Source organism: Streptodolium elevatio, from assembly GCF_040649515.1.
Taxonomy (GTDB): domain Bacteria; phylum Actinomycetota; class Actinomycetes; order Streptomycetales; family Streptomycetaceae; genus Yinghuangia; species Yinghuangia elevatio.
In genome coordinates this window covers 66,221-85,470 of the sequence record NZ_JBEZFP010000011.1, presented here as the reverse complement: position 1 = coordinate 85,470, position 19,250 = coordinate 66,221, and the positions used below count along the sequence as shown (strand labels likewise).

The 19,250-nt window shown below is 71.2% G+C and carries 20 protein-coding genes and 1 pseudogene; 16 read left to right on the top strand and 5 right to left on the bottom strand.

Features of this window, described 5'->3' with window-relative positions; genetic code table 11:
• The first annotated feature begins 169 nt into the window (after nt 1-169).
• Nucleotides 170-1,489 (top strand): sensor histidine kinase, encoded by a 1,320-nt coding sequence (locus tag AB0C36_RS06640; protein ID WP_358350195.1) that lies wholly within the window; start codon nt 170-172, stop codon nt 1,487-1,489.
• Complete coding sequence (locus tag AB0C36_RS06635; RefSeq protein ID WP_358350192.1) at nt 1,486-2,181, top strand: response regulator; 696 nt, start codon at nt 1,486-1,488, stop codon at nt 2,179-2,181. Before AB0C36_RS06640 ends, AB0C36_RS06635 begins: the two co-directional genes overlap by 4 nt.
• A gap of 49 nt (nt 2,182-2,230) precedes the next feature.
• Here the strand turns inward: AB0C36_RS06635 and AB0C36_RS06630 are convergent, their stop codons facing one another.
• The gene (locus AB0C36_RS06630; RefSeq protein ID WP_358350190.1) at nt 2,231-3,085 is read right to left on the bottom strand and encodes an SDR family NAD(P)-dependent oxidoreductase; all 855 of its coding nucleotides are present in this window, start codon (nt 3,083-3,085) and stop codon (nt 2,231-2,233) included.
• Nucleotides 3,086-3,257: 172 nt separating this feature from the next.
• Between AB0C36_RS06630 and AB0C36_RS06625 the strand changes: the two genes are divergently transcribed.
• The 9 genes and pseudogenes from AB0C36_RS06625 to AB0C36_RS06585 all read left to right on the top strand — a co-directional run bounded on the left by AB0C36_RS06625 (nt 3,258) and on the right by AB0C36_RS06585 (nt 11,771).
• On the top strand, nt 3,258-3,722 hold the full coding sequence (locus AB0C36_RS06625; protein ID WP_358350187.1) for a 2,4'-dihydroxyacetophenone dioxygenase family protein: 465 nt from the start codon (nt 3,258-3,260) through the stop codon (nt 3,720-3,722).
• A 62-nt stretch (nt 3,723-3,784) separates the two neighbouring features.
• Nucleotides 3,785-5,011, top strand: a complete 1,227-nt coding sequence (locus AB0C36_RS06620) for a cytochrome P450 (protein WP_358350185.1) — start codon at nt 3,785-3,787, stop codon at nt 5,009-5,011.
• Nucleotides 5,012-5,252: 241 nt separating this feature from the next.
• Nucleotides 5,253-5,810 carry a hypothetical protein gene (locus AB0C36_RS06615; RefSeq protein WP_358350182.1) on the top strand — a complete coding sequence of 186 codons (558 nt, stop codon included), beginning with the start codon at nt 5,253-5,255 and terminating at the stop codon, nt 5,808-5,810.
• 60 nt (nt 5,811-5,870) lie between these two features.
• Nucleotides 5,871-6,809 (top strand): Rossmann-like and DUF2520 domain-containing protein, encoded by a 939-nt coding sequence (locus AB0C36_RS06610; RefSeq protein ID WP_358350180.1) that lies wholly within the window; start codon nt 5,871-5,873, stop codon nt 6,807-6,809.
• Entirely contained in the window at nt 6,809-7,741 is a 933-nt protein-coding gene (panC, locus tag AB0C36_RS06605) for a pantoate--beta-alanine ligase (RefSeq protein ID WP_358350177.1), read from the top strand. Before AB0C36_RS06610 ends, panC begins: the two co-directional genes overlap by 1 nt.
• Nucleotides 7,738-8,133: pseudogene (panD, locus tag AB0C36_RS06600) on the top strand (aspartate 1-decarboxylase); the annotation flags it as partial. The gene panC and the pseudogene panD, both read left to right, overlap by 4 nt.
• Nucleotides 8,134-8,336: 203 nt before the next feature.
• Nucleotides 8,337-9,965, top strand: a complete 1,629-nt coding sequence (locus AB0C36_RS06595) for an L-aspartate oxidase (RefSeq protein WP_358350174.1) — start codon at nt 8,337-8,339, stop codon at nt 9,963-9,965.
• On the top strand, nt 9,962-10,843 hold the full coding sequence (gene nadC, locus AB0C36_RS06590) for a carboxylating nicotinate-nucleotide diphosphorylase (protein WP_358350171.1): 882 nt from the start codon (nt 9,962-9,964) through the stop codon (nt 10,841-10,843). The genes AB0C36_RS06595 and nadC overlap by 4 nt, the downstream gene beginning before the upstream one ends.
• A 142-nt stretch (nt 10,844-10,985) precedes the next feature.
• Nucleotides 10,986-11,771: a type III pantothenate kinase gene (locus AB0C36_RS06585; RefSeq protein WP_358350168.1), complete on the top strand. Its 786-nt coding sequence runs from the start codon at nt 10,986-10,988 to the stop codon at nt 11,769-11,771.
• Here the strand turns inward: AB0C36_RS06585 and AB0C36_RS06580 are convergent.
• Together AB0C36_RS06580 and AB0C36_RS06575 are read right to left on the bottom strand one after the other, a co-directional pair.
• The gene (locus AB0C36_RS06580; protein WP_358350165.1) at nt 11,747-11,944 is read right to left on the bottom strand and encodes a DUF397 domain-containing protein; all 198 of its coding nucleotides are present in this window, start codon (nt 11,942-11,944) and stop codon (nt 11,747-11,749) included. The genes AB0C36_RS06585 and AB0C36_RS06580 overlap by 25 nt on opposite strands.
• The gene (locus tag AB0C36_RS06575; RefSeq protein WP_358350162.1) at nt 11,941-12,792 is read right to left on the bottom strand and encodes a helix-turn-helix domain-containing protein; all 852 of its coding nucleotides are present in this window, start codon (nt 12,790-12,792) and stop codon (nt 11,941-11,943) included. The genes AB0C36_RS06580 and AB0C36_RS06575 overlap by 4 nt, the downstream gene beginning before the upstream one ends.
• A gap of 122 nt (nt 12,793-12,914) precedes the next feature.
• On the opposite strand from AB0C36_RS06575, the gene AB0C36_RS06570 reads away from it, so the two are divergent.
• Together AB0C36_RS06570 and AB0C36_RS06565 are read left to right on the top strand one after the other, a co-directional pair.
• Nucleotides 12,915-13,334 (top strand): ATP-binding protein, encoded by a 420-nt coding sequence (locus tag AB0C36_RS06570; protein WP_358350160.1) that lies wholly within the window; start codon nt 12,915-12,917, stop codon nt 13,332-13,334.
• A 230-nt stretch (nt 13,335-13,564) separates the two neighbouring features.
• Nucleotides 13,565-14,182: a hypothetical protein gene (locus AB0C36_RS06565; RefSeq protein ID WP_358350158.1), complete on the top strand. Its 618-nt coding sequence runs from the start codon at nt 13,565-13,567 to the stop codon at nt 14,180-14,182.
• A gap of 3 nt (nt 14,183-14,185) precedes the next feature.
• Here AB0C36_RS06565 and AB0C36_RS06560 read toward each other — a convergent pair whose 3' ends face one another.
• Complete coding sequence (locus AB0C36_RS06560; protein WP_358350155.1) at nt 14,186-14,455, bottom strand: hypothetical protein; 270 nt, start codon at nt 14,453-14,455, stop codon at nt 14,186-14,188.
• Between AB0C36_RS06560 and AB0C36_RS06555 the strand changes: the two genes are divergently transcribed.
• Nucleotides 14,454-16,079, top strand: coding sequence for an LAETG motif-containing sortase-dependent surface protein (locus AB0C36_RS06555; RefSeq protein WP_358350153.1), 1,626 nt, complete (start codon nt 14,454-14,456; stop codon nt 16,077-16,079). The genes AB0C36_RS06560 and AB0C36_RS06555 overlap by 2 nt on opposite strands.
• A 109-nt stretch (nt 16,080-16,188) precedes the next feature.
• Here AB0C36_RS06555 and AB0C36_RS06550 read toward each other — a convergent pair whose 3' ends face one another.
• Nucleotides 16,189-17,040 (bottom strand): NAD(P)H-binding protein, encoded by an 852-nt coding sequence (locus tag AB0C36_RS06550; protein WP_358350150.1) that lies wholly within the window; start codon nt 17,038-17,040, stop codon nt 16,189-16,191.
• A gap of 88 nt (nt 17,041-17,128) precedes the next feature.
• Here AB0C36_RS06550 and AB0C36_RS06545 point away from each other — a divergent pair, with 88 nt between their 5' ends.
• Nucleotides 17,129-17,626 carry a MarR family winged helix-turn-helix transcriptional regulator gene (locus AB0C36_RS06545; RefSeq protein ID WP_358350148.1) on the top strand — a complete coding sequence of 166 codons (498 nt, stop codon included), beginning with the start codon at nt 17,129-17,131 and terminating at the stop codon, nt 17,624-17,626.
• Nucleotides 17,627-17,716: 90 nt separating this feature from the next.
• The gene (lysX, locus tag AB0C36_RS06540; protein ID WP_358350146.1) at nt 17,717-19,246 is read left to right on the top strand and encodes a bifunctional lysylphosphatidylglycerol synthetase/lysine--tRNA ligase LysX; all 1,530 of its coding nucleotides are present in this window, start codon (nt 17,717-17,719) and stop codon (nt 19,244-19,246) included.
• Nucleotides 19,247-19,250: the final 4 nt, after the last annotated feature.

The following is a 19,250-nucleotide window of genomic DNA, read 5'->3' as shown; positions in this document are numbered from 1 at the left end:
ACGCCCCCGAGTCCGCCCCTGACTTCGCGGCCCGTCACCTCGTCGCCGCGGACGAGACGCCGGGTCGTCGCCGTCCACCCGCACCGCCCAGCCCTGATACCTACGTCGTACAGGCCGTTCCCCATGCAGGCGGACGCCGCGCCGCACCCGGGTGCCTAGTGTCGAACGTATGCAGACTCTGTATGAGTGGTTGCGAAGGCACCCGTTCGCCGTGGACGCGTCGGGTGCCTTCGTGCTGCTCATGCTCGGGTCCATCGCGGTGCTGGGCGAGAACGCCCGTGAGGAGGCGATGGCCAACGGGTTCATCACCTTCATCCTGTGCGCGTCGATGGCCGTCCGCCGCAAGCACCTGACCGTCGCCGCCTTCGGCGCGATCGCCGGCGGGTTGATGCAGATCGCGGCCGGCATGCTCCCGCTCGTCGCGGACGCCGCGATCATCGTCGTGCTGCACTACGCCGCGAAGTCCGGGCCGCGGTGGATGTCGCGGCTCGGCCTCGTGCTTTCCTTCGTCGGCCCGGCGCTGCTGGCACTGCGCATCGAGCCCGAGGAGCCGGGCGGCTACCGCGAGCGGTTCTTCTTCTTCGCGTTCGTGTCTTTCATGCTCGTGATCGCGTGGGTGCTGGGCGACTCGATGCGCACGCGCCGCGCGTATTACGCCGAGCTGGAGGACCGCGCGGCTCGCCTGGAGCGCGAGCGTGACGCCCACGCGGAAGTGGCCGCCGCCGCCGAACGGGCGCGCATTGCGCGGGAACTGCACGACGTGGTGGCGCACAACGTGTCGGTGATGGTCGTGCAGGCGGACGGTGCCGCGTACGCCATCGACTCCGCCCCGGACCGCGCCCGCGACGCCCTCGGCACCATCTCGACCACGGGCCGCGAGGCACTCGCCGAGATGCGCCGCCTGCTCGGCGTGCTGCGCTCCGACGCCGACCGGGGGCCGTACGCGCCGCAGCCCGGCGTCGAGCAGCTCGGCGACCTCGTCGACCGGGTACGCGACGCGGGGCTGCCCGTCGACCTGCGCATCGTCGGCGTGCCGGTGGAACTGCCGAAGGGTGTGGCGCTCGCGTCGTACCGCATCGTGCAGGAGGCGCTGACCAACACCCGCAAACACGCCGGGCCGACGGCCAACGCATCGGTGCTGCTCGGCTACGGCGAAGATGTCCTGGAGATGACGATCACCGACGACGGCCGCGGCGCGGACGCGCCCGGCGACGGTATGGGCCACGGCCTCGTCGGCATGCGCGAACGCGTCGCGATGCTGGGCGGCCGGATCGAGACCGGCCCCGCACTCGAGGGCGGCTGGCGGGTGTGGGCCGTGCTCCCGTACGTCGCCGACGCCGGGCCGACCACGGTGCCGTCCGCGAGCGGCCGGGCCCCGGCCGGCCGGCCCACCCGAGACCACGCCGCCGCCTTCGCGGCGCGGACCACACCCGCTGTACCCCCTGTACCGCCCGCCCCCACCGCACCCACCGCACAAGGAGCCGCATGACCATCCGGGTGATGCTGGTCGACGACCAGGAACTGCTGCGTACCGGATTCACGATGGTGCTCCAGGCGCAGCCCGACATGGAGGTGGTCGCCGAGGCCGGGAACGGCGCCGAGGCGATCGACAAGCTCCGGTCGACCGCGGTGGACATCGTGCTGATGGACGTGCGCATGCCGCGCATGGACGGTGTCGAGGCATGCCGCCGCATCTGCGACGACGGCCCCGACGCCATCAAGGTCCCGCCGGGCCGCGAGCGCCCCAAGGTGCTGATGCTGACGACGTTCGACCTCGACGAGTACGCCTTCGCCGCGATCAAGGCGGGGGCCAGCGGCTTCCTGCTCAAGGACGTCCCGCCCACCGAACTGCTGTCCGGCATCCGCGCGGTGGCGTCCGGCGACGCGGTGGTCGCGCCCAGCACCACGCGGCGCCTGCTCGACCGCTTCGCACCGATACTGCCGAGCGAGACGGACGCCAAGCCGGAGGCCGTCGAGCTGTTGACCGAGCGCGAGCACGAGGTTCTGCTGCTGGTCGCGCAGGGTTTGTCGAACGCGGAGATCGCCGAGCGGCTGTTCCTGTCCGAGGCGACGGTCAAGACGCACGTCGGGCGCATCCTGATGAAACTGGGGCTGCGCGACCGCGTGCAGGCGGTGGTCCTCGCGTACGAGACGGGCCTCGTCCGCGCCCGCGGCGCCTGACGGCCAGCCGGTCCGGCCGGTCCGCGCGGCGCCGGGCGCGTCCGCGGAGTCAGTCGGTGTAGAAGCCGCCGTCCGGGTGCAGCATCTCGCCGGTGAAGTACGACGACTGCTGGCTGGCCAGGAACAGCGCCGCGTCCGCGACCTCGCGGGCGGTGCCCATGCGTCCGAGCGGGACGTTGGCCAGGAGGCGTTCCTCCAGGTCCGGGAGTCCGCGTACCACCGCCGTCATGTTGGTCTCGATGAAGCCGGGGCCGATCGCGTTCACCCGGATCCCGGCCGGGCCCAGCACGCGGGCGGCGTACTTGGTGAGCATCCAGACCCCGGCCTTGGACACCGAGTACGCGGGCGCGCCGGCCTCCGGGTGCTTGGCCGCGATCGACGCGATGGTGATGATCGAGCCGCGCTTCTTGAGGTCGAGCATGACGCGCGACGCCGCCTGCACGGCCAGCAGCGTGCCGGTCAGGTTGACGTCCAGGACCTTCTGCCACTCCGCGAGCCGCAGTTCGGTGAAGCGGCGCATCGGGTCGGGCTGCTCGCGCGCGTGCTTGGCGGCCTTGCGGGCGACGATCTCCGGTTTGTCGCTGCGGTAGTCCGCGGTCGAGATCCCGGCGGCGGTCACCAGGATGTCGATGCCGCCGAAGACGTCGACGGCGTGCTGCATGACGGTCTCGTTGTCGGTCGGGCTGCTCGCGTCCGCGTGCATGTACGCGGCGCGGCGGCCCTTCTTCTCGACCGCGGCGATGGTGTCTATCCCCTGCTCGTCGAGGATGTCCGCGACGACGACGTCCGCGCCCTCCTCGGCGAAGCGCTCGCAGCACGCCCGGCCGATGCCGTTGGCACCGCCCGTGACCACCGCGACCTTGCCGTCCAACAGGCCGCGCGTGCCGCCCTGACCCTGCCCCATGTGCCGTACCCCTCCCGATACGCGCGCCCGATGCCCCCGGCGGCGTCCGCCGCGCGCGTACCGACCCATCCTCCCCCTCCGGATCAGTACTCCAAACCGGCCCTCGAAACCGATGGCCCCCTGAGGCATGCTGTTACACCGTTACAGAAATGACGCAGCATCAGGAGGCACCATGACCACCCTTGCCGACGGCCCCGACCTGTCGATTCACATCGGAGCGGACGACCTGCCCTTCGTCGAGATCGGCGGCGGCAACAAGCTGAAGGTCCTCTGCGTCAAGCCGCAGGAAGGCCTGTGGATCGTCGAGAACGTCTTCCAGGCGGGCTTCCAGGCCCCGATCCACCGGCACACCGGCCCGGTCTACGCCTACACGACCGCCGGGGCGTGGAAGTACGCCGAGTACGACTACGTCAACCGCGCCGGGTCCTTCCTCTACGAGCCCGCGGGCTCGGTGCACACCCTCACCTGCCTCGAGGCGGACACCCGGGTGTGGTTCCAGATGTACGGCGCCAACCTCAACCTGGCCGCCGACGGGACCACGATCGAGTCGGTCACGGACGGCCCGGGAACGCTCCGCGCCTACTACGCGCTGTGCGAGGCTCAGGGCTTCGGCCGTCCGAACGTCCTCGTCGCGTAACCGCCGACACCCGACAGCCGCCGACGCTGCCTCCCAGCCGCCACCAAAGGGGTCCCCCTGCGATGACCACGACCGTCCCGGACATCTACACGCCCGACCTGTACATCGCCGGCCCGCCGCACGAGCTGTTCACCGAACTCCGCCGCACCCAGCCGGTGTTCTGGCAGGACATGCCCGGCGAGCCGGGTTACTGGGCGGTGCTCAAGCACACTGACGTCGAGTATGTCTCCCAGCACTCCGAGCTGTTCTCGGCCGAGCGCGGCGGCATCGTCCTGGAGGACCTGGACGAGGCGCGCCTGGCGGCGCTGCGCGGCAGCCTGCTGGCCATGGACCCGCCGCGCCACCGGCAGTACCGCAAGCCGCTGGTGAAGTCCTTCACCGCGAAGGTCGTCGGCGGCATGGAGGCCCGTATCCGGGAGATCTGCCGCGAGATATTCGCCCGGCTCGACGGCGACGTCGAGTTCGTGCACGACGTCACCTCCAGCCTCCCGACGCAGGTCATCGGCGAGCTGATGGGCCTGCCGCAGGAGGACTGGGACTACATCCACCGGCTGGCCGAGCGGAACACCACGGGCCAGGACCCCGAGGTCGGCGGCACCGAGGAGGACGGCTACGGCCCGGGCGCGGCGTCGATCGAGATGGCGAAGTACGCCATCGGCTTCGCCATGAAGCGTCGGTCGGAGTTGGACAGCGCCGAGGAGCCGCCGGAGGACCTGACGACGCTGATCCTGGAGTCGGAGTTCGCCGGGAAGCGGATGTCGGACATCGACTTCGGCATGTTCTTCGTGCAGCTGGTGACGGCCGGCAACGACACCACCAAGACCATGCTGGCGGCCGGCCTGCACGCGCTGCTCACCCATCCGGACCAGTTCACCGCCCTGCGCGAGGACCCGTCGCTGGTGCCCGGCGCGGTCGAGGAGATCCTGCGCTGGGCGAACCCGCTGCACTACTTCCGCCGCACCGCGACCCAGGACGTCGAACTGCGCGGCGTGCGGATCAAGGCGGGCGACAAGGTCGCCATGTACTACACGTCGGCGAACCGCGACGAGGAGGTGTTCGAGGACGCGCAGAGCTTCGACATCTTCCGCCGCCCGAACCCGCATCTGTCGTTCGGTTTCGCGGAGCACTTCTGCCTGGGCGTGCACATCGCCCGTTTGGAGGGCCGGGTGTTCTTCGAGGAGTTGCTCGCCACGTTCCCGCGCATCGAACTGACCGGCGAGCCCCGCCGCGTCCGCTCGAACCTCAACAACGCCCTGGCGGAACTGCCGGTACGCCTGCACCGCGCCTGAGCCGCCCGGCGGACCGCTGCGCCCTCCCGTCCGCGGGAGCGCGCAGCCCCGCTCGCCCCGCCGACCTCCCCGGTGCGCCTCCACCGGTTGCACCTCTACCGGTTGCCGAGCCGACCTCCACGCCGAACCCCCGGACCGCCCCGTGCGGTCCGGGGGTTTCGTTTTCTCCTGCTGGGAACTGTGAAATGAGCCGATATGCGCGATATCAGGCGGTATGTTCCCCTGAGGGTCGGAGGTTCACATGCGCAAGCTCATGGCTCGCGTGGCCCTCAGGTCCGCGCTCGCGATATCCGCGGTGGGCATCGTCACCGCCACGGGGGTGTTCGGTGGGGACTCGAACAGGAGTACCCCTGACGGCCCGCGTCATTCCGCACAAGTGCGCGCCGCGGCGTACGGCACCGCCGACACCGCATCCGACACCGCATCCGGCGCCTCTTCCGGCAGTGCTCCCGGCACCTCTTCCGGTGCGGCCCCCGCCGCCGACGGCCTGCGTGCCGAACCCGCCGGCCGCGGCGCCTCCTCCTACACGCTGCGCACCGAGAACGGCCCCCGCGCGGCCCTCGCCGCCCGCATAGTCACCGCGACGCTGCTGCTCACGGGCCTGGTCCTCACCGGCCTCGGCGCCGTCGGAATGCGCGGCCCCAGCCTGCTGCGCCGCCCGGCGGCCGGCGCGGAGCCCGCCGCGGGCGACGTACTCCCGTACGCCGCGGGGCCGGGGCACCCCGCTGTGCCGGTGTATGCGCCCCTCCACGTCCCCCGGCCGGGAGGCCACCCGCGATTCGGCCCGCCCCCCACCTGAGTACGCTGATCAGGCCAGTACTCGTCCGGTACCCACCGCGGACTGGAACGGAAGGCCATCGTGAACGACAACGACCCCCTCGCCGTACCCCAACGGCGGCCCCGCCCCACGGACCCCGCGGACCGACCCGCCCGCCTGGCGGTCGGTGTCGTCGGCGCGGGACGCGTCGGCGCACCGCTCGCCGCCGCCCTCGCCCTCGCGGGCCACCACGTCGTCGCCGCCTCCGGCGTCTCGGACGCGTCCCGCCGACGCGTCGAGGACCTGCTGCCGGGCGTGCCGCTCACCACACCGCAGGACGTGATCGCGCGCGCCGACCTCGTCCTGCTCACCGTCCCCGACGACGCACTCCAGGACCTGGTGTCCGGACTGGCGTCCACCGGTGCGCTCAAGCCCGGCCAACTGCTCGTGCACACGTCCGGGCGCTTCGGCGTCTCCATCCTCGAAGAGGCGGCGCGCGCCGGGGCGTTGCCCCTCGCGCTGCACCCGGTCATGACCTTCACCGGTACGTCCGTGGACGTGCAGCGGCTGGTCGGCTGCTCGTTCGGGGTGACCGCCCCCGAGGTGCTGCGGCCGGTCGCCGAGGCGCTGGTCGTCGAGATGGGCGGCGAGCCCGAGTGGATCGACGAATCCGCCCGCCCGCTCTACCACGTCGCCCTCGCCAACGGCGCGAACCACCTGGTCACCCTCGTCGCCCAGTCGCGCGACCTGCTCGCGGCAGCGGGCGTACGCGCCCCTGACCGCATGCTCGGCCCGCTGCTCGGCGCGGCGCTCGACAACGCGCTGCGGTCCGGCGACCTCGCGCTGACCGGCCCGGTCGCGCGCGGCGACGCCGGGACGGTCGCGGCGCACGTCGCCGAACTGCGCCGCGTCGCCCCCGAGGCGCTTGCCGCGTACATCGCGATGGCCCGCCTCACCGCCGACCGCGCGCTGACCGCCGGGCTGCTCAAGCCGGAGTCCGCCGAGGCGCTGTTGGACGTGCTGGCGGAAGGGGGCGTGTGATGGGGTTCCTGAGCAGGCGGGGCCGCGACATCCCGGTCGCGCGGAGCCTCGCGGAGTTCCAGGAGTTCCGCGAGAACCTGGTCATGCCGCCGCGTCCGTGGGCGGTCGTCATGACGATGGGCGCGCTCCACGACGGGCACGCCGCGCTCGTGCGGGCGGCCCGCGAACGGGTGGGGAAGCACGGACAGGTCGTCGTGACCGTCTTCGTCAACCCGCTCCAGTTCGGCGCGAACGAAGACCTCGACCGCTACCCGCGCACGCTCGACGCCGACGTCGACGTGTGCCGTGACGCCGGCGCGAGCATCGTGTTCGCGCCGACGGTCCAGGACGTCTACCCGGGCGGCGATCCGCAGGTGCGCGTCACCGCCGGGCCCATGGGCACGGTCCTCGAAGGGGCCTCCCGGCCCGGCCACTTCGACGGCATGCTGACCGTGGTCGCCAAGCTGCTGCACCTCACGGCGCCGATGGTGGGCCATCCCCACATCGCCGCGTTCTTCGGCGAGAAGGACGCGCAGCAACTCGCCCTGATCCGCCGCATGGTCGCCGACCTCAACTTCGACCACGAGATCGTCGGCGTCCCGACCGTCCGCGAGCCCGACGGCCTCGCGCTGTCCAGCCGCAACCGCTACCTCTCGGACGCCGACCGCGTCACCGCCCTCGCGCTCAGCCGCGCCCTGCGGGCCGGGGAGGCGGAGGCGACGGCAAGTCGCGGCCCCCAGGCGGTCCATGACGCCGCGTCAGCCGTCCTCGGGAAGGCCGCGACCGCGTCCCCGCCCCTCGAACTCGACTACCTCGCGCTCGTGGACCCCGCCACGTTCACCGAGGTGCCCGAGCACCACTCCGGCCCGGCCGTCCTCGCCGTCGCCGCACGGGTCGGCACGACCCGCCTGATCGACAATGTCCCCCTGGTCATCGCAGGAGCACGGTCATGATGCGCACGATGTTCAAGTCCAAGATCCACCGGGCCACCGTGACCCAGGCGGACCTGCACTACGTCGGTTCGGTCACCATCGACGAAGACCTGCTCGACGCCGCCGACCTGCTGCCCGGCGAACTCGTCCACATCGTCGACATCGACAACGGCGCCCGATTGGAGACGTACACGATCGCGGGCCCGCGCGGCACCGGGATCATCGGCATCAACGGGGCGGCGGCGCGGCTCGTGCACACCGGCGACCTGGTGATCATCATCGCGTACGCGCAGGTCACCGACGAGGAAGCGCGCGACATGAAGCCGCGCGTGGTCTTCGTCGACGGCGCGAACCGGATCACCGGGACGGGCCACGACCCGGCCGAAGTCCCGGCCGGGAGCGAGCTGGTGCGGGGCGACGTACCGGCGCAGCGCGACGGCGGGGCTGACGCCGAGGCCGCGGTGACTGCGAAGGCCGCGAAGGTGGCCGACAAGGCTGCCAAGAAGGCTGCCGAGAAGGCCGCGAAGAAAGCCGCGAAGGCTGCTGTGTCCTCCGGGGGTTCGTCCCCGGGCGGGAAGTCGTCCACGACCGCTGGGGTCCCAGAAGCGGCGACCCGGTGACCACCTACCCGACCCGCCTCGCCGCGCAGGCCCCCGGCTGGACCACGTACGCCGACGTCATCGTCGTCGGCTCCGGTGTCGCGGGCCTGACCGCCGCGCTGCGCGCCCGCGCCGTGGGCAGCGTGCTCGTGGTGACCAAGGCGGTCCTCGACGAGGGTTCGACCCGCTGGGCGCAGGGCGGCATCGCGGCCGCGCTCGGCGACGGCGACACCCCCGAGCAGCACATGCAGGACACCCTCGTCGCGGGGGTCGGGCTGTGCGACGAGGATGCCGTGCGGGCCCTGGTGACCGAGGGGCCCGACGCGGTACGCCGACTCATGTCGGTCGGCGCGGAGTTCGACCGCGACGCCGAGGGCCGGATCCTGCTGACACGTGAAGGCGGGCACCTGCGCAACCGGATCGCGCACGCGGGCGGCGACGCCACCGGTGCGGAGATATCGCGCGCGCTGGTGCACGCGGTGCAGGACGCGGGCATCGAGGTCATCGAACACGCCCTCGTGCTCGACCTGTTGCTGGACGACGAGGGCCGCGCGTGCGGTGTCACACTGCACGTCATGGGCGAGGGGGCGCGGGACGGCGTGGGCGCCGTGCACGGGCGCGCGGTCGTCCTGGCCGCCGGCGGCATGGGCCAGATCTTCTCGTCCACCACCAATCCCCACGTCTCCACCGGCGACGGCGTCGCGCTCGCGATGCGGGCCGGCGCCGAGGTGACCGACCTGGAGTTCGTGCAGTTCCATCCGACGGTGCTGTGGGTCGGCTCGGGGGCGGAAGGGCAGAAGCCACTCGTCTCCGAGGCGGTGCGCGGCGAGGGCGCGCACCTCGTCGACGCCGACGGCACACGGTTCATGACGGGTCGTCACCCGCTCGGCGAGCTGGCCCCGCGTGACATCGTCGCGAAGGGCATCATGCGCCGGATGGCCGAGACGGGCGCCGAGCACATGTACCTGGACGCACGGCACTTCGGCGAGCGCATGTGGGCCGAGCGCTTCCCGACGATCCTGGCGGCCTGCCGGGCGCACGGGATCGAACCGGCGCACCAGCCCATCCCGGTCGCGCCGGCGGCGCACTACGCGAGCGGCGGCGTGCGTACCGACCTGGACGGGCGTACGTCCGTGCCCGGCCTGTACGCCTGCGGCGAGGTCGCCTGCACCGGCGTGCACGGCGCGAACCGCCTGGCCTCCAACTCCCTCCTGGAGGGCCTGGTCTTCGCCGAGCGGATCGCCGCGGACCTGGCCCGCGACCTGCCGCCGCGCCGCGAGCCCGCCGAACCGGTGGGCGAGGCGGCGCTGTTGGACCCCGGCGTACGCCTGCCGCTGCAGCGCGCGATGACCGCGGGCGCCGGGGTGCTGCGCAGCCGCGACAGCCTGCGGGAGACGAAGCGCGTGCTGGACGAACTCGCCGCCCGCACCGGGTCCGACCCGTGCACGGAGGCGTGGGAGGCGACCAATCTGCACACGGTCGCGAGCGCGCTGGCCGCGGCGGCGTACGACCGCGAGGAGACGCGCGGCTGCCACTGGCGCGAGGACTTCCCGGACGCCGACGACAAGGACTGGCTGGGGCACGTCGTGGCCACGATGACCGGCGGCCGCCTCGACCTGACGTACGAGCCGAAGGAGAAGCCGTGACCCTCACCCCGGACCTCACGTCCCGCCTGGCCAAGGCCGGTCTGGACCCGGCCGCGGTCGAGGCGCTGGTGCGCGCGACCGTCGCCGAGGACCTGGACGGCGGCGTCGACGTCACCTCGGTCGCGACCGTGTCGGCGGACGCGCGCGGGCATGCCGACTTCACCGCGCGTATCGTCGGCGTCGTCGCCGGGATCCCGGTCGCCGAGGCCGTCGTCGAGGCCGTCTGCGGCCCGGACGTCACCATCGAGCGCTTTGCCGCCGACGGCGACCGCGTCGCCCGCGGCCAGGTGCTCTTCACCGCCACCGGCGCGACCCGCGACCTGCTGACCGCCGAACGCTCCGCGCTCAACCTGCTGTGCCGCCTCTCCGGCATCGCGACCCTGACGCGCGAGTGGGTCGACACCGTCGCGGGCACCGGCGCGGCGATCCGCGACACCCGCAAGACCACCCCCGGCCTTCGGGCGCTGGAGAAGTACGCGGTGCGCTGCGGCGGGGGCGTGAACCACCGCATGTCGCTGTCCGACGCCGCGATGGTCAAGGACAACCACGTGGTGGCGGCGGGCGGCGTGGCGGAGGCCTTCCGGGCCGTACGCGAGGCCTTCCCGGACGTCCCCGTCGAGGTCGAGGTCGACCACCTGGACCAGATCCCGCCGGTGCTCGACGCCGGGGCGGACCTGATCCTGCTGGACAACATGACGCCGCACCAGCTGCGCGAGGCGGTGGCCCTGGTCGCCGGCCGCGCGCGCCTGGAATCCAGCGGCGGCCTGACCCTGGACACCGCCCGCGAGGTGGCCGCGACCGGCGTCGACTACCTCGCGGTCGGCGCGCTCACCCACTCCGCGCCGATCCTCGACATCGGCGTGGACCTCCGCGACTGACTTGCCCGCTCCTCCGCGAGGTACTCTGCACAGTTCCGCCCCCCGGGTCCCGGCAGTCCCCACCGGTCCCGTCCGAACCCTCGCTCCCGCCCCGCCCCCTCGCCCCGACCGCGACCACCGCCACAGCCAAGGACACGCGACGATGCTCCTGACGATCGACGTAGGCAACACGCACACCGTGCTCGGCCTGTTCGACGGCGACGAAATCGTCGAGCACTGGCGCATCTCCACCGACGCGCGGCGTACCGCCGACGAGTTGGCGGTCGTGCTGCAAGGCCTGCTCGGACAGCATCCGCTCATCGGCGCGGGCGGCGTCGACGGCATCGCCGTCTGCTCGACCGTGCCCTCGGTGCTGCACGAGATGCGGGACATGTTCCGTCGGTACTACGGCGACATCCCGGCCGTGGTCGTCGAGCCGGGCGTCAAGACCGGGGTCCCCGTCCTCATGGACAACCCCAAAGAGGTCGGCACCGACCGGATCATCAACGCGCTGGCCGCGATCAAGCTGTACGGCGGCCCGTGCATCGTCGTCGACTTCGGCACCGCGACGACCTTCGACGCGGTCAGCGCCAAGGGCGAGTACATCGGCGGCGCGATCGCCCCCGGCATCGAGATCTCCGTCGACGCGCTCGGCGCCCGGGGCGCCCAGCTGCGCAAGATCGAGCTGATGCGCCCGCGCAGCGTCGTCGGCAAGAGCACCGTCGAGGCGATGCAGGCCGGCATCCTGTACGGCTTCGCCGGCCAGGTCGACGGCGTCGTCAAGCGCATGGCCGCGGAGCTGTCCGACGACCCGGAGTCGGTCACCGTCGTGGCCACCGGAGGCCTGGCCACCCTGGTCCTCGGCGAGGCGTCGGTCATCGACATCCACGAGCCGTGGCTGACGCTGATCGGCCTGCGAATGGTCTACGAACGCAACGCCGGAGCCTGAACAAGCCCCACGGCGCGCTCCCACGCCCCCGCCGAGAAGGCAAGGCACCCACCACCGGGCACCTTGCCGTCCCGGACCAACACCTCACCGGGTGGGGCCGGTGCGACCTCGACGCACTGCGTGTTCTGCGCGGAGTAGCTCGACTTACGCCAGTTCGGCTGCCAATGCTTCACAGGGTCTTCCGCCTTTGCTCGATCAGTCGGAACGAGTCGTCCTCAGACAATGTCTGCCGCAAGACGTGATCGAACAAGCGCTGGTATCGACTGATCTCGCGATCGGTGTCGAGCAGAGTGGTGCCGCCTTGGTATTCGAGGAAGACCATGCTCGGATCGCCGGTCTGCGCGAAGTGGAACAGGGTGACACCGCCGACGTACGCGCCTCCGGTGGCCGCGAACGGCAGCACCGAGAGTGAGACGTTGGGCAGTTCGGCCCGCTCCAGCAGGTGAGCGAGCTGCCCGCGCAGCACCGCGGCGCCACCGACATGTTGGTGCAACGCGGCCTCGGGCACCACGGCCGTCAGCCGGACCGGAGCCTCGTCGGTCAGGACGGCCTGACGGCGTCCGCGCACCAGGACGAGCCCGTCGACGTCGTCAGGGTCGGTGATGAACGGCCCGGCGGTGATCACGGCTCGCGCGTAGTCCGGTGACTGGAGCAGGCCCGGGATGATGCTGAAGTTGACGTCCTGGATGTGCGACGCCTCCGCCTCGTAGGCGATGAACTCCTGGTAGGCGACGCTGATCAGGTCGGCGTAGCGCATCCACCAGCGACGCTCGGTTCCGTCCAGCACCAAGGCGTCGAGCGCCGCCCGTGTCGCCGCGTCGGCCTCGTACAGGTCGAGCAGCGAGTGCAGGTCATGGCGCCGCAGGCCGACGCGCGCGAGCTCGATGCGACTCAGCTTCGCCTTGTTCCAGCCGACGTGCTCGGCCACGTCTTCGAGGCGAAGTCCCTTGGCGTCGCGAAGCTTCCGCAACTCGGTGCCGAGGCGTCGGCGACGCAGGGAAACGGTGCTCTTGGGTGGCATGGCCGCATCCTCCCGCACTGAAGGGATCTGATGTCACCGACTGTTGAGAGTCGCTTGCAGAATGAATACAGCGAACCACATACTCATCGTGAAGGGGCAATCACACCACGCAAGGAGGTCCGATGTCCGAAACCGCTCCGGAGGCACCGCCCGACGGCACTCACGTCGTCACCGTCATCTGTGCCGCGGTCCCGGAACTCGCCAAGCCTGTCCGGGACTTCGTCGCGGCCGTCCTCGGTCTCCACGGTGACTCCGAGGTCACCGAGACCGGTCGCCTGGTCTGCTCCGAGCTGTTCGGCAACTCGGTACGGCACGTGCCCGGTTCGCGTACCGAAGTGACGGTGCACCACGACAAGGAGCGTCCGGCCGTCGTCATCGCGGTCGCCGACGAACACCCGAAGGTGCCCGCTCCCCGCGCGCTCCCGCCGCTCGCCGAGGACGGCCGCGGGCTGGGAATCGTCGCCGCCGTCTCGCAGGCTTGCGGCACGCACGCGTTCCCCGACGGCAAGCGCGTCTGGTCCCGACTCGGCCTCACCGTCTGAAGCCCGAGGAACCGCAGATCCGGCCGCCACGCGCCTGGAACCGCCCGTCCCAGGCGCCCTCCACGCCAAGCGCGTGGCGTCTACCCGAACTCCCCCCTTGCCGTCGGCCACCGGCACCGCGTCCGGTACGTGCGAGGCGCGCACTCGGGGCCTTGATCCGGTCGGGTACAGATGCCGGGCGACGGCGGCGGTTCCGCTTCCGGGCCGGGCCGTCGACGTATCGTTCGGATATGCCGATGCCGCATGGGGACCACGGGCTGGCCTTTGCCATGTCCGAGGTCGGCGTGCTGCGGAGGGCGCTGCTGCTGGCGATGAAGTCGGAATGTCCGCGGCAGCCCGGGGATCCGGAGCCGGTGGACTACTGGCTGCTGGACCGGGCCATCGGCGAGGCGGACGCCGAGCGCCACCGGTTGCGCGCGTTCCATCTGGCCGAGCTGGCGCACCAGCGGGCGGCACTGCCGGGCAGCGGGACGACGTACCTGAGCAGCCTCGAACACGCCGTCGCCGGATACCGCTACACCCCTACCGCCGACGACCTCGCCGCGCTGCGTGGCCTTGCGGACCAACCCTGCGGCGCCCGCGAGCAGGACCGCCGCGAACGTCTCCTCGCGCACTGCACCCAGCTCGCCGAACGAGCCCTGGACCGCCGCCTCGCCGAAAAGGCCCGGGAACGCCAGGAGTCCCCCGCGCCGCTCGACCTGCTGGTCCCCGTACAGCTCACGTTCGTGGCCGACGACTCGGCCACCGGTTGCGCCGATCCGCCGTCAGACGCATCGCCGGACACGTCGACGAGCGCCGGGCCGGATGGATCACCGAAGACCAACTCGGCTGGGACCCAAGCACTCTGACGGCTATTCAGCACCAAGTCGACGCGTCGGCCATGACCCGATGTGACGGTTCACTGACGGACAATCGACGTAACCGAATCGTTGCCGGAATCGCTGGTTGGCATTGAGGTCCATACCAATAAGCTCACGTCCCTCAGCGATCACACGCACGGCCGACAGGCCTTTGATCGCTGCGGGGGAGGCGTTAGTGGCGGGGCGCCGTGCGGCCCCCGATACCCGCGCCGACACGTCGGCGAACTCGCCTGCGTCCCCGAACGTGAGGTCGACATACATGCTCCCCAATCTCCGACGCCGAACGCGCATGCTTGCGGTCGGTGCGACTCTCGGCGCGACGGCCGGCCTGGCAGTGGGTGGGGCGGCGCCCGCCGCGCACGCCGACGAAGGCCCCGAGCGGGGAGTGCACGTTCAGGCCATTGATGCTCTCGTGGCCTCTCGCGCCGTCGGCGGCGGCGACTTCAAGATGCAATGGGTGCGGGTGTCGAACAACAACCCTGCGCCCGCGCGCGACCTGGTCGTCAATGTCGATGCCTCGGCGCTGTCGGGTGTCGCCGAGGTCAAGTGGCCCGAGGAGTGCAAGGGCGCCGGACTCACGGCGAAGTGCGAGGTCGATGCGCTGGGTTCGTACAGCCAGGCCACGCTGTGGCTCGGCTTCCGTGCGCTGCCTGGAGCCGCCGACGGGACGACCAGGACGGTGAAGTACTCCGGGACGACTGCCAACGTCGGCGACGTGAAGCCGACAACTCAGCAGATCGAGATCGCCAGTGGCGTGGACCTCGTGGCCTCGCAGAACACCGAGCGCGAAGGAGCGGTGCCCGGGTCGAAGGTCGATGTGCCGGTCAGTGTCCGCAACGTGGGCAACAGGCCTGCCGACGGAGTGACCATCGGCCTCTGGTCGAGCCAGGGCCTGGCGTTCAGCGAGCGCTACGAGAACTGCAGGTACAGCGACTACGGCAACGGAAATGTCATTGGTACCTGCCAGTTCGACCAGACACTCGAACCCGGCGTGACGTACGAACTGGAAAAGCCGATTCCGCTCAAGCTGGATGCGGACACGGTGCGCGGACGTTTCACGTACTCCGCCCACGCGGGTGCATCAGCGGCGAAGTCGGCCGCCGACGCGGGTGCGAAGGCCGGAACCGCAGGCGCCCTGAAGCTGGTCAAGAAGGCGTCGCCGCAGGCGGCGGCTCGCGAACTCGACACCAGCGACAACACGTCCCAGACCACGGTGTGGACAACCCTGAAAGCCGACCCGGCGGTCTCGGACGTCAGCGTCACGGGCGCCGCGGGAACGGTGGCCCAGGCGAAGATCACCGTGCAGAACAAGGGCACCGGGCTCACCGACAACAACGGCGGCATCGGTGGGCTGTCTTTCGACGTGCCGGATGGCGCCGAGGTCGCGAAGCTGCCCGAGTACTGCACCACCTACAGTGACGCGGGGAAGGCCCGTGTGTCCTGCACCATCCTGGAGTCCGTCAAGCCGGGTGGTTCGCTCGATGTGCCCTTTGAGCTCAAGCTCGTTCGCGCGACCGGCGCCTCGGTCGGCGCCATCGAATTCGACACCGCGATCGATCTTCCCGGGTTCAATGCCGACACGAGCAACGACAAGGCCGAGCTGACCCTCACGGTGACGGGCTCCGGCACGACTACCGGCGGTTCGACTTCGACCGGCGGCTCGTCGGGCAACGGCTCCGGCACCTCGGGCGGTTCGACCGGGCAGAACGGCGGCGCGGCCGCAGCAGGCGCGCAGCCTCCCGCGGACAACGGACCGGAGTTGGCGGAGACGGGTGGGTCGTCGTCGACGGCGTTGATTGCCGGTGTTGGGGGCGGTTTGCTCGTGGTGGCGGCCGCGGCGTTCGTCGTGGTCCGGCGGCGCAGGAGTGGGGACGTCGCGGTCTGATCGACTAGCGGTGCGCAATGCGTGATGCGCGGTGGGCGGGGCCTTTGGGCCCCGCCCTTTGCGTGCGGCGACTGCCGGGCCGGGGTGTCCGGCGGCGGTGTCAGGAGTCTCAGGAAGGGCCGTCCGCGCTGAAGAGGTGGGTGTTCTCCTCGGCCCATGAGCGGAAGCTGCGGGCGGGGCGGCCGAGGAGGCGTTCGACCGTGTCGGTGGTGGGGCCGGGGTGTTGGGCGTAGTCGGCGAGGGAGCCGAGAAGGCGGTCCGGGATTTCGTCGGGGAGGCCCTGGGCGAGCATCGCCGACCGTACGGCCTCGGCCGGCAGTTCCACGAACGACAGCTCTCGGCCCAGGGTTTCGCCGATGATGCGGACCTTGTCGTGCTGGTCGAGCGACTCGGGGCCGGTGAGCACGTAGGCGCGTCCCGAGTGCGCGTCCTTCAGCAGGGCTTCGACGGCGATCTCGGCGATGTCGCGCTCGTGGATCGGCGACGTCGACGCCTTGGCGTACGCGCCCCGCACCACGTCGCCGCTCCGTATCTGCGGCGCCCAGGCGGCGGAGTTCGCGGCGAAGTCGGCGCAGCGCAGGTACGTGTAGGACAGGGAGGACTCCCGCGCTGCGGCCTCGACGGCGTCGAAGTGCCGGATGAAGCGCGGGTCGCCGACCGGGTGGTCCACGGTCGCGGCGGACAGGACCACCACGTGCCTGGCTCCGAAGCCGCCGGCCAGCGACAGGAGTTCCGCCGCCGCGTCGCCGACGGCGCGGGGGCTCAGAAGGACGGTCTCGGCTCCGTGCAGGGCGTCGGCCAGCGTGGCCGGGCGGCTGGGGTCCGCCACGACGGTCCGGGCGCCGTCGGGGATTTCCGCCGCGGGGTTGCGCGTGACGGCGGCCACCTCTTGGCCTGCATCCAGCAGGAGCCGGACCGCGGTCCGGCCTACGGTTCCGGTTGCTCCGACGACCACGTGCATGGCATGCCTCCGTACGTCGACGGCAGCCGTTCTTTGGCTGCCGTAAAGTACGAGAACCGTAACATATTTGATTTGAGAGGCAGATATTATGAGTTCCGTAGTTGATGGCGAGGGCGGCCGGACGCCGCGGGGCCGCAAGCAGGCGACCGCCGCCGTCAAGCAGGGGCTGCGCGAGCTGAGCCTCCAGCTCGGCCAGTTGAACCGCCAGGTGGGCAGCCGCCTCGCCCTCAAAGACGTCGACCTCGACTGCCTCGACCTCGTCAACACCCATGGCCCCGTGGGGCCGAGCGCGCTCGCCCGGCTCGCCGGCGTGCACCCCGCGACCCTCACCGGAATCCTCGACCGGCTCGAACGCGCCGGATGGGTGGTCCGTGAGCGCGACCCCGCGGACCGCCGCGGCACCCTTGTACGCGCGCTGCGCGACCGCAACGGCGAGTTGCTGGAGCTGTTCGCCGGCATGAGCGCGTCGGTGGAGGCGATTTGCGCCGAACACGACCCGGCGGAGCTGGCCCTGCTCGCGGAGTTCCTGAGGCGTACGGCGGAGGCCGGGCGCCACGCGTCCGCGCAGCTCTCGGAGCGTTCGTGACCGTGTGACGGCGGCCGCGGCGAGCGACGCTTGACCGCGACGGCGGTATTCGGGTACGGACCCGGACAGGGGCGCGGGTAGCCTTGCCTGGTGACCGAGAACGCCCAGGCCAACGTTGCGCAGACCAGCGAGCCGAACTCCGTGCAGGCCGATGACCTTCCCGAGCAGATGCGGGTGCGCCGCGAGAAGCTCGACCGGATGCGGGGGGAGGGCGTCGATCCGTACCCGGTCGGGTTCCCGCGGACCACGAGCGTGGCGAAACTCCGCGAGGAGTTCCCCGCGCTGGAGCCGGACACGCAGACCGGCAAGCGGGTGGGCCTGACCGGCCGGGTCCTGCTGGCGCGGACCGGCGGCAAGCTGTGCTTCGCGACGCTGCGCGACGGCAGCGGCGACCTCCAGGTGATGGTGTCGCTCGACAAGGTGGGCGCCGAGTCGCTGGCGGCCTGGAAGTCGGACGTCGACCTGGGCGACCACGTCGGCGTCGAGGGCGAGGTCATCACGTCCAAGCGCGGTGAGCTGTCGATCATGGTCGACTCGTGGGCGATCACCGCCAAGTGCCTGCGGCCGCTCCCCGACAAGCACAAGGGCATGACCGACCCCGAGGCGCGCGTCCGCATGCGGTACGTCGACCTCATCGTCAACGACGAGTCCCGCAAGATGCTGCGCACCCGCAGCGAGATCGTGCGCGCCGTGCGCACGTGGTTCAACGCGCGCGACTTCCTCGAGGTCGAGACGCCGATGCTGCAGCCGGTGCACGGCGGTGCCACGGCCCGTCCCTTCGTGACGCACATCAACGCGTACGACATGGACCTCTACATGCGCATCGCCCCCGAGCTGTATCTCAAGCGGCTCGTGGTCGGCGGTGCCGAGAAGGTCTACGAGATCAACCGCAACTTCCGCAACGAGGGCGCGGATTCGACGCACAACCCCGAGTTCACGATGCTCGAGGCGTACGAGGCGTACGGCGACTACAACACCATGGCCGAGGTCACGCGCGAGGTGTACCAGTACACCGCGCAGCAGGTCTTCGGCACGCACGTCTTCGCCTGGGACGGCAAGGAGATCGACATCTCCGGCGAGTGGCCGGCGATCACCGTCTACGGCTCGGTGTCGGAGGCGGTCGGCGAGGAGATCTCCCCGGCCACCCCGATCGAGCAGGTCCGCAAGCTGGCCGACGCCCGCGACATCGGGTGGGACCCCGCGTGGGGGCAGGGCAAGCTCGTGCAGGAGCTGTTCGAGGAGCTGGTCGAGCACACGATCGTGCAGCCCACGTTCGTACGCGACTACCCGATCGAGACGTCGCCGCTGACCCGCCAGCACCGCGAGCTGCCGGGGCTGGCCGAGAAGTGGGACCTGATCGGCTTCGGCATGGAGCTCGGGACCGCGTACTCCGAGCTGGTCGACCCGATCGAGCAGCGCAAGCGCCTCACCGAGCAGTCGCTGCTCGCCGCGGGCGGCGATGCCGAGGCGATGCAGCTCGACGAGGACTTCCTGCGGGCCCTCGAATACGCGATGCCGCCCAGCGGCGGCCTCGGCCTCGGTATCGACCGCATGGTGATGGCCTTCACCGAGCGGAACATCCGCGAAACCATCCTCTTCCCGCTCGTGAAGCCGGAGTAGTCAC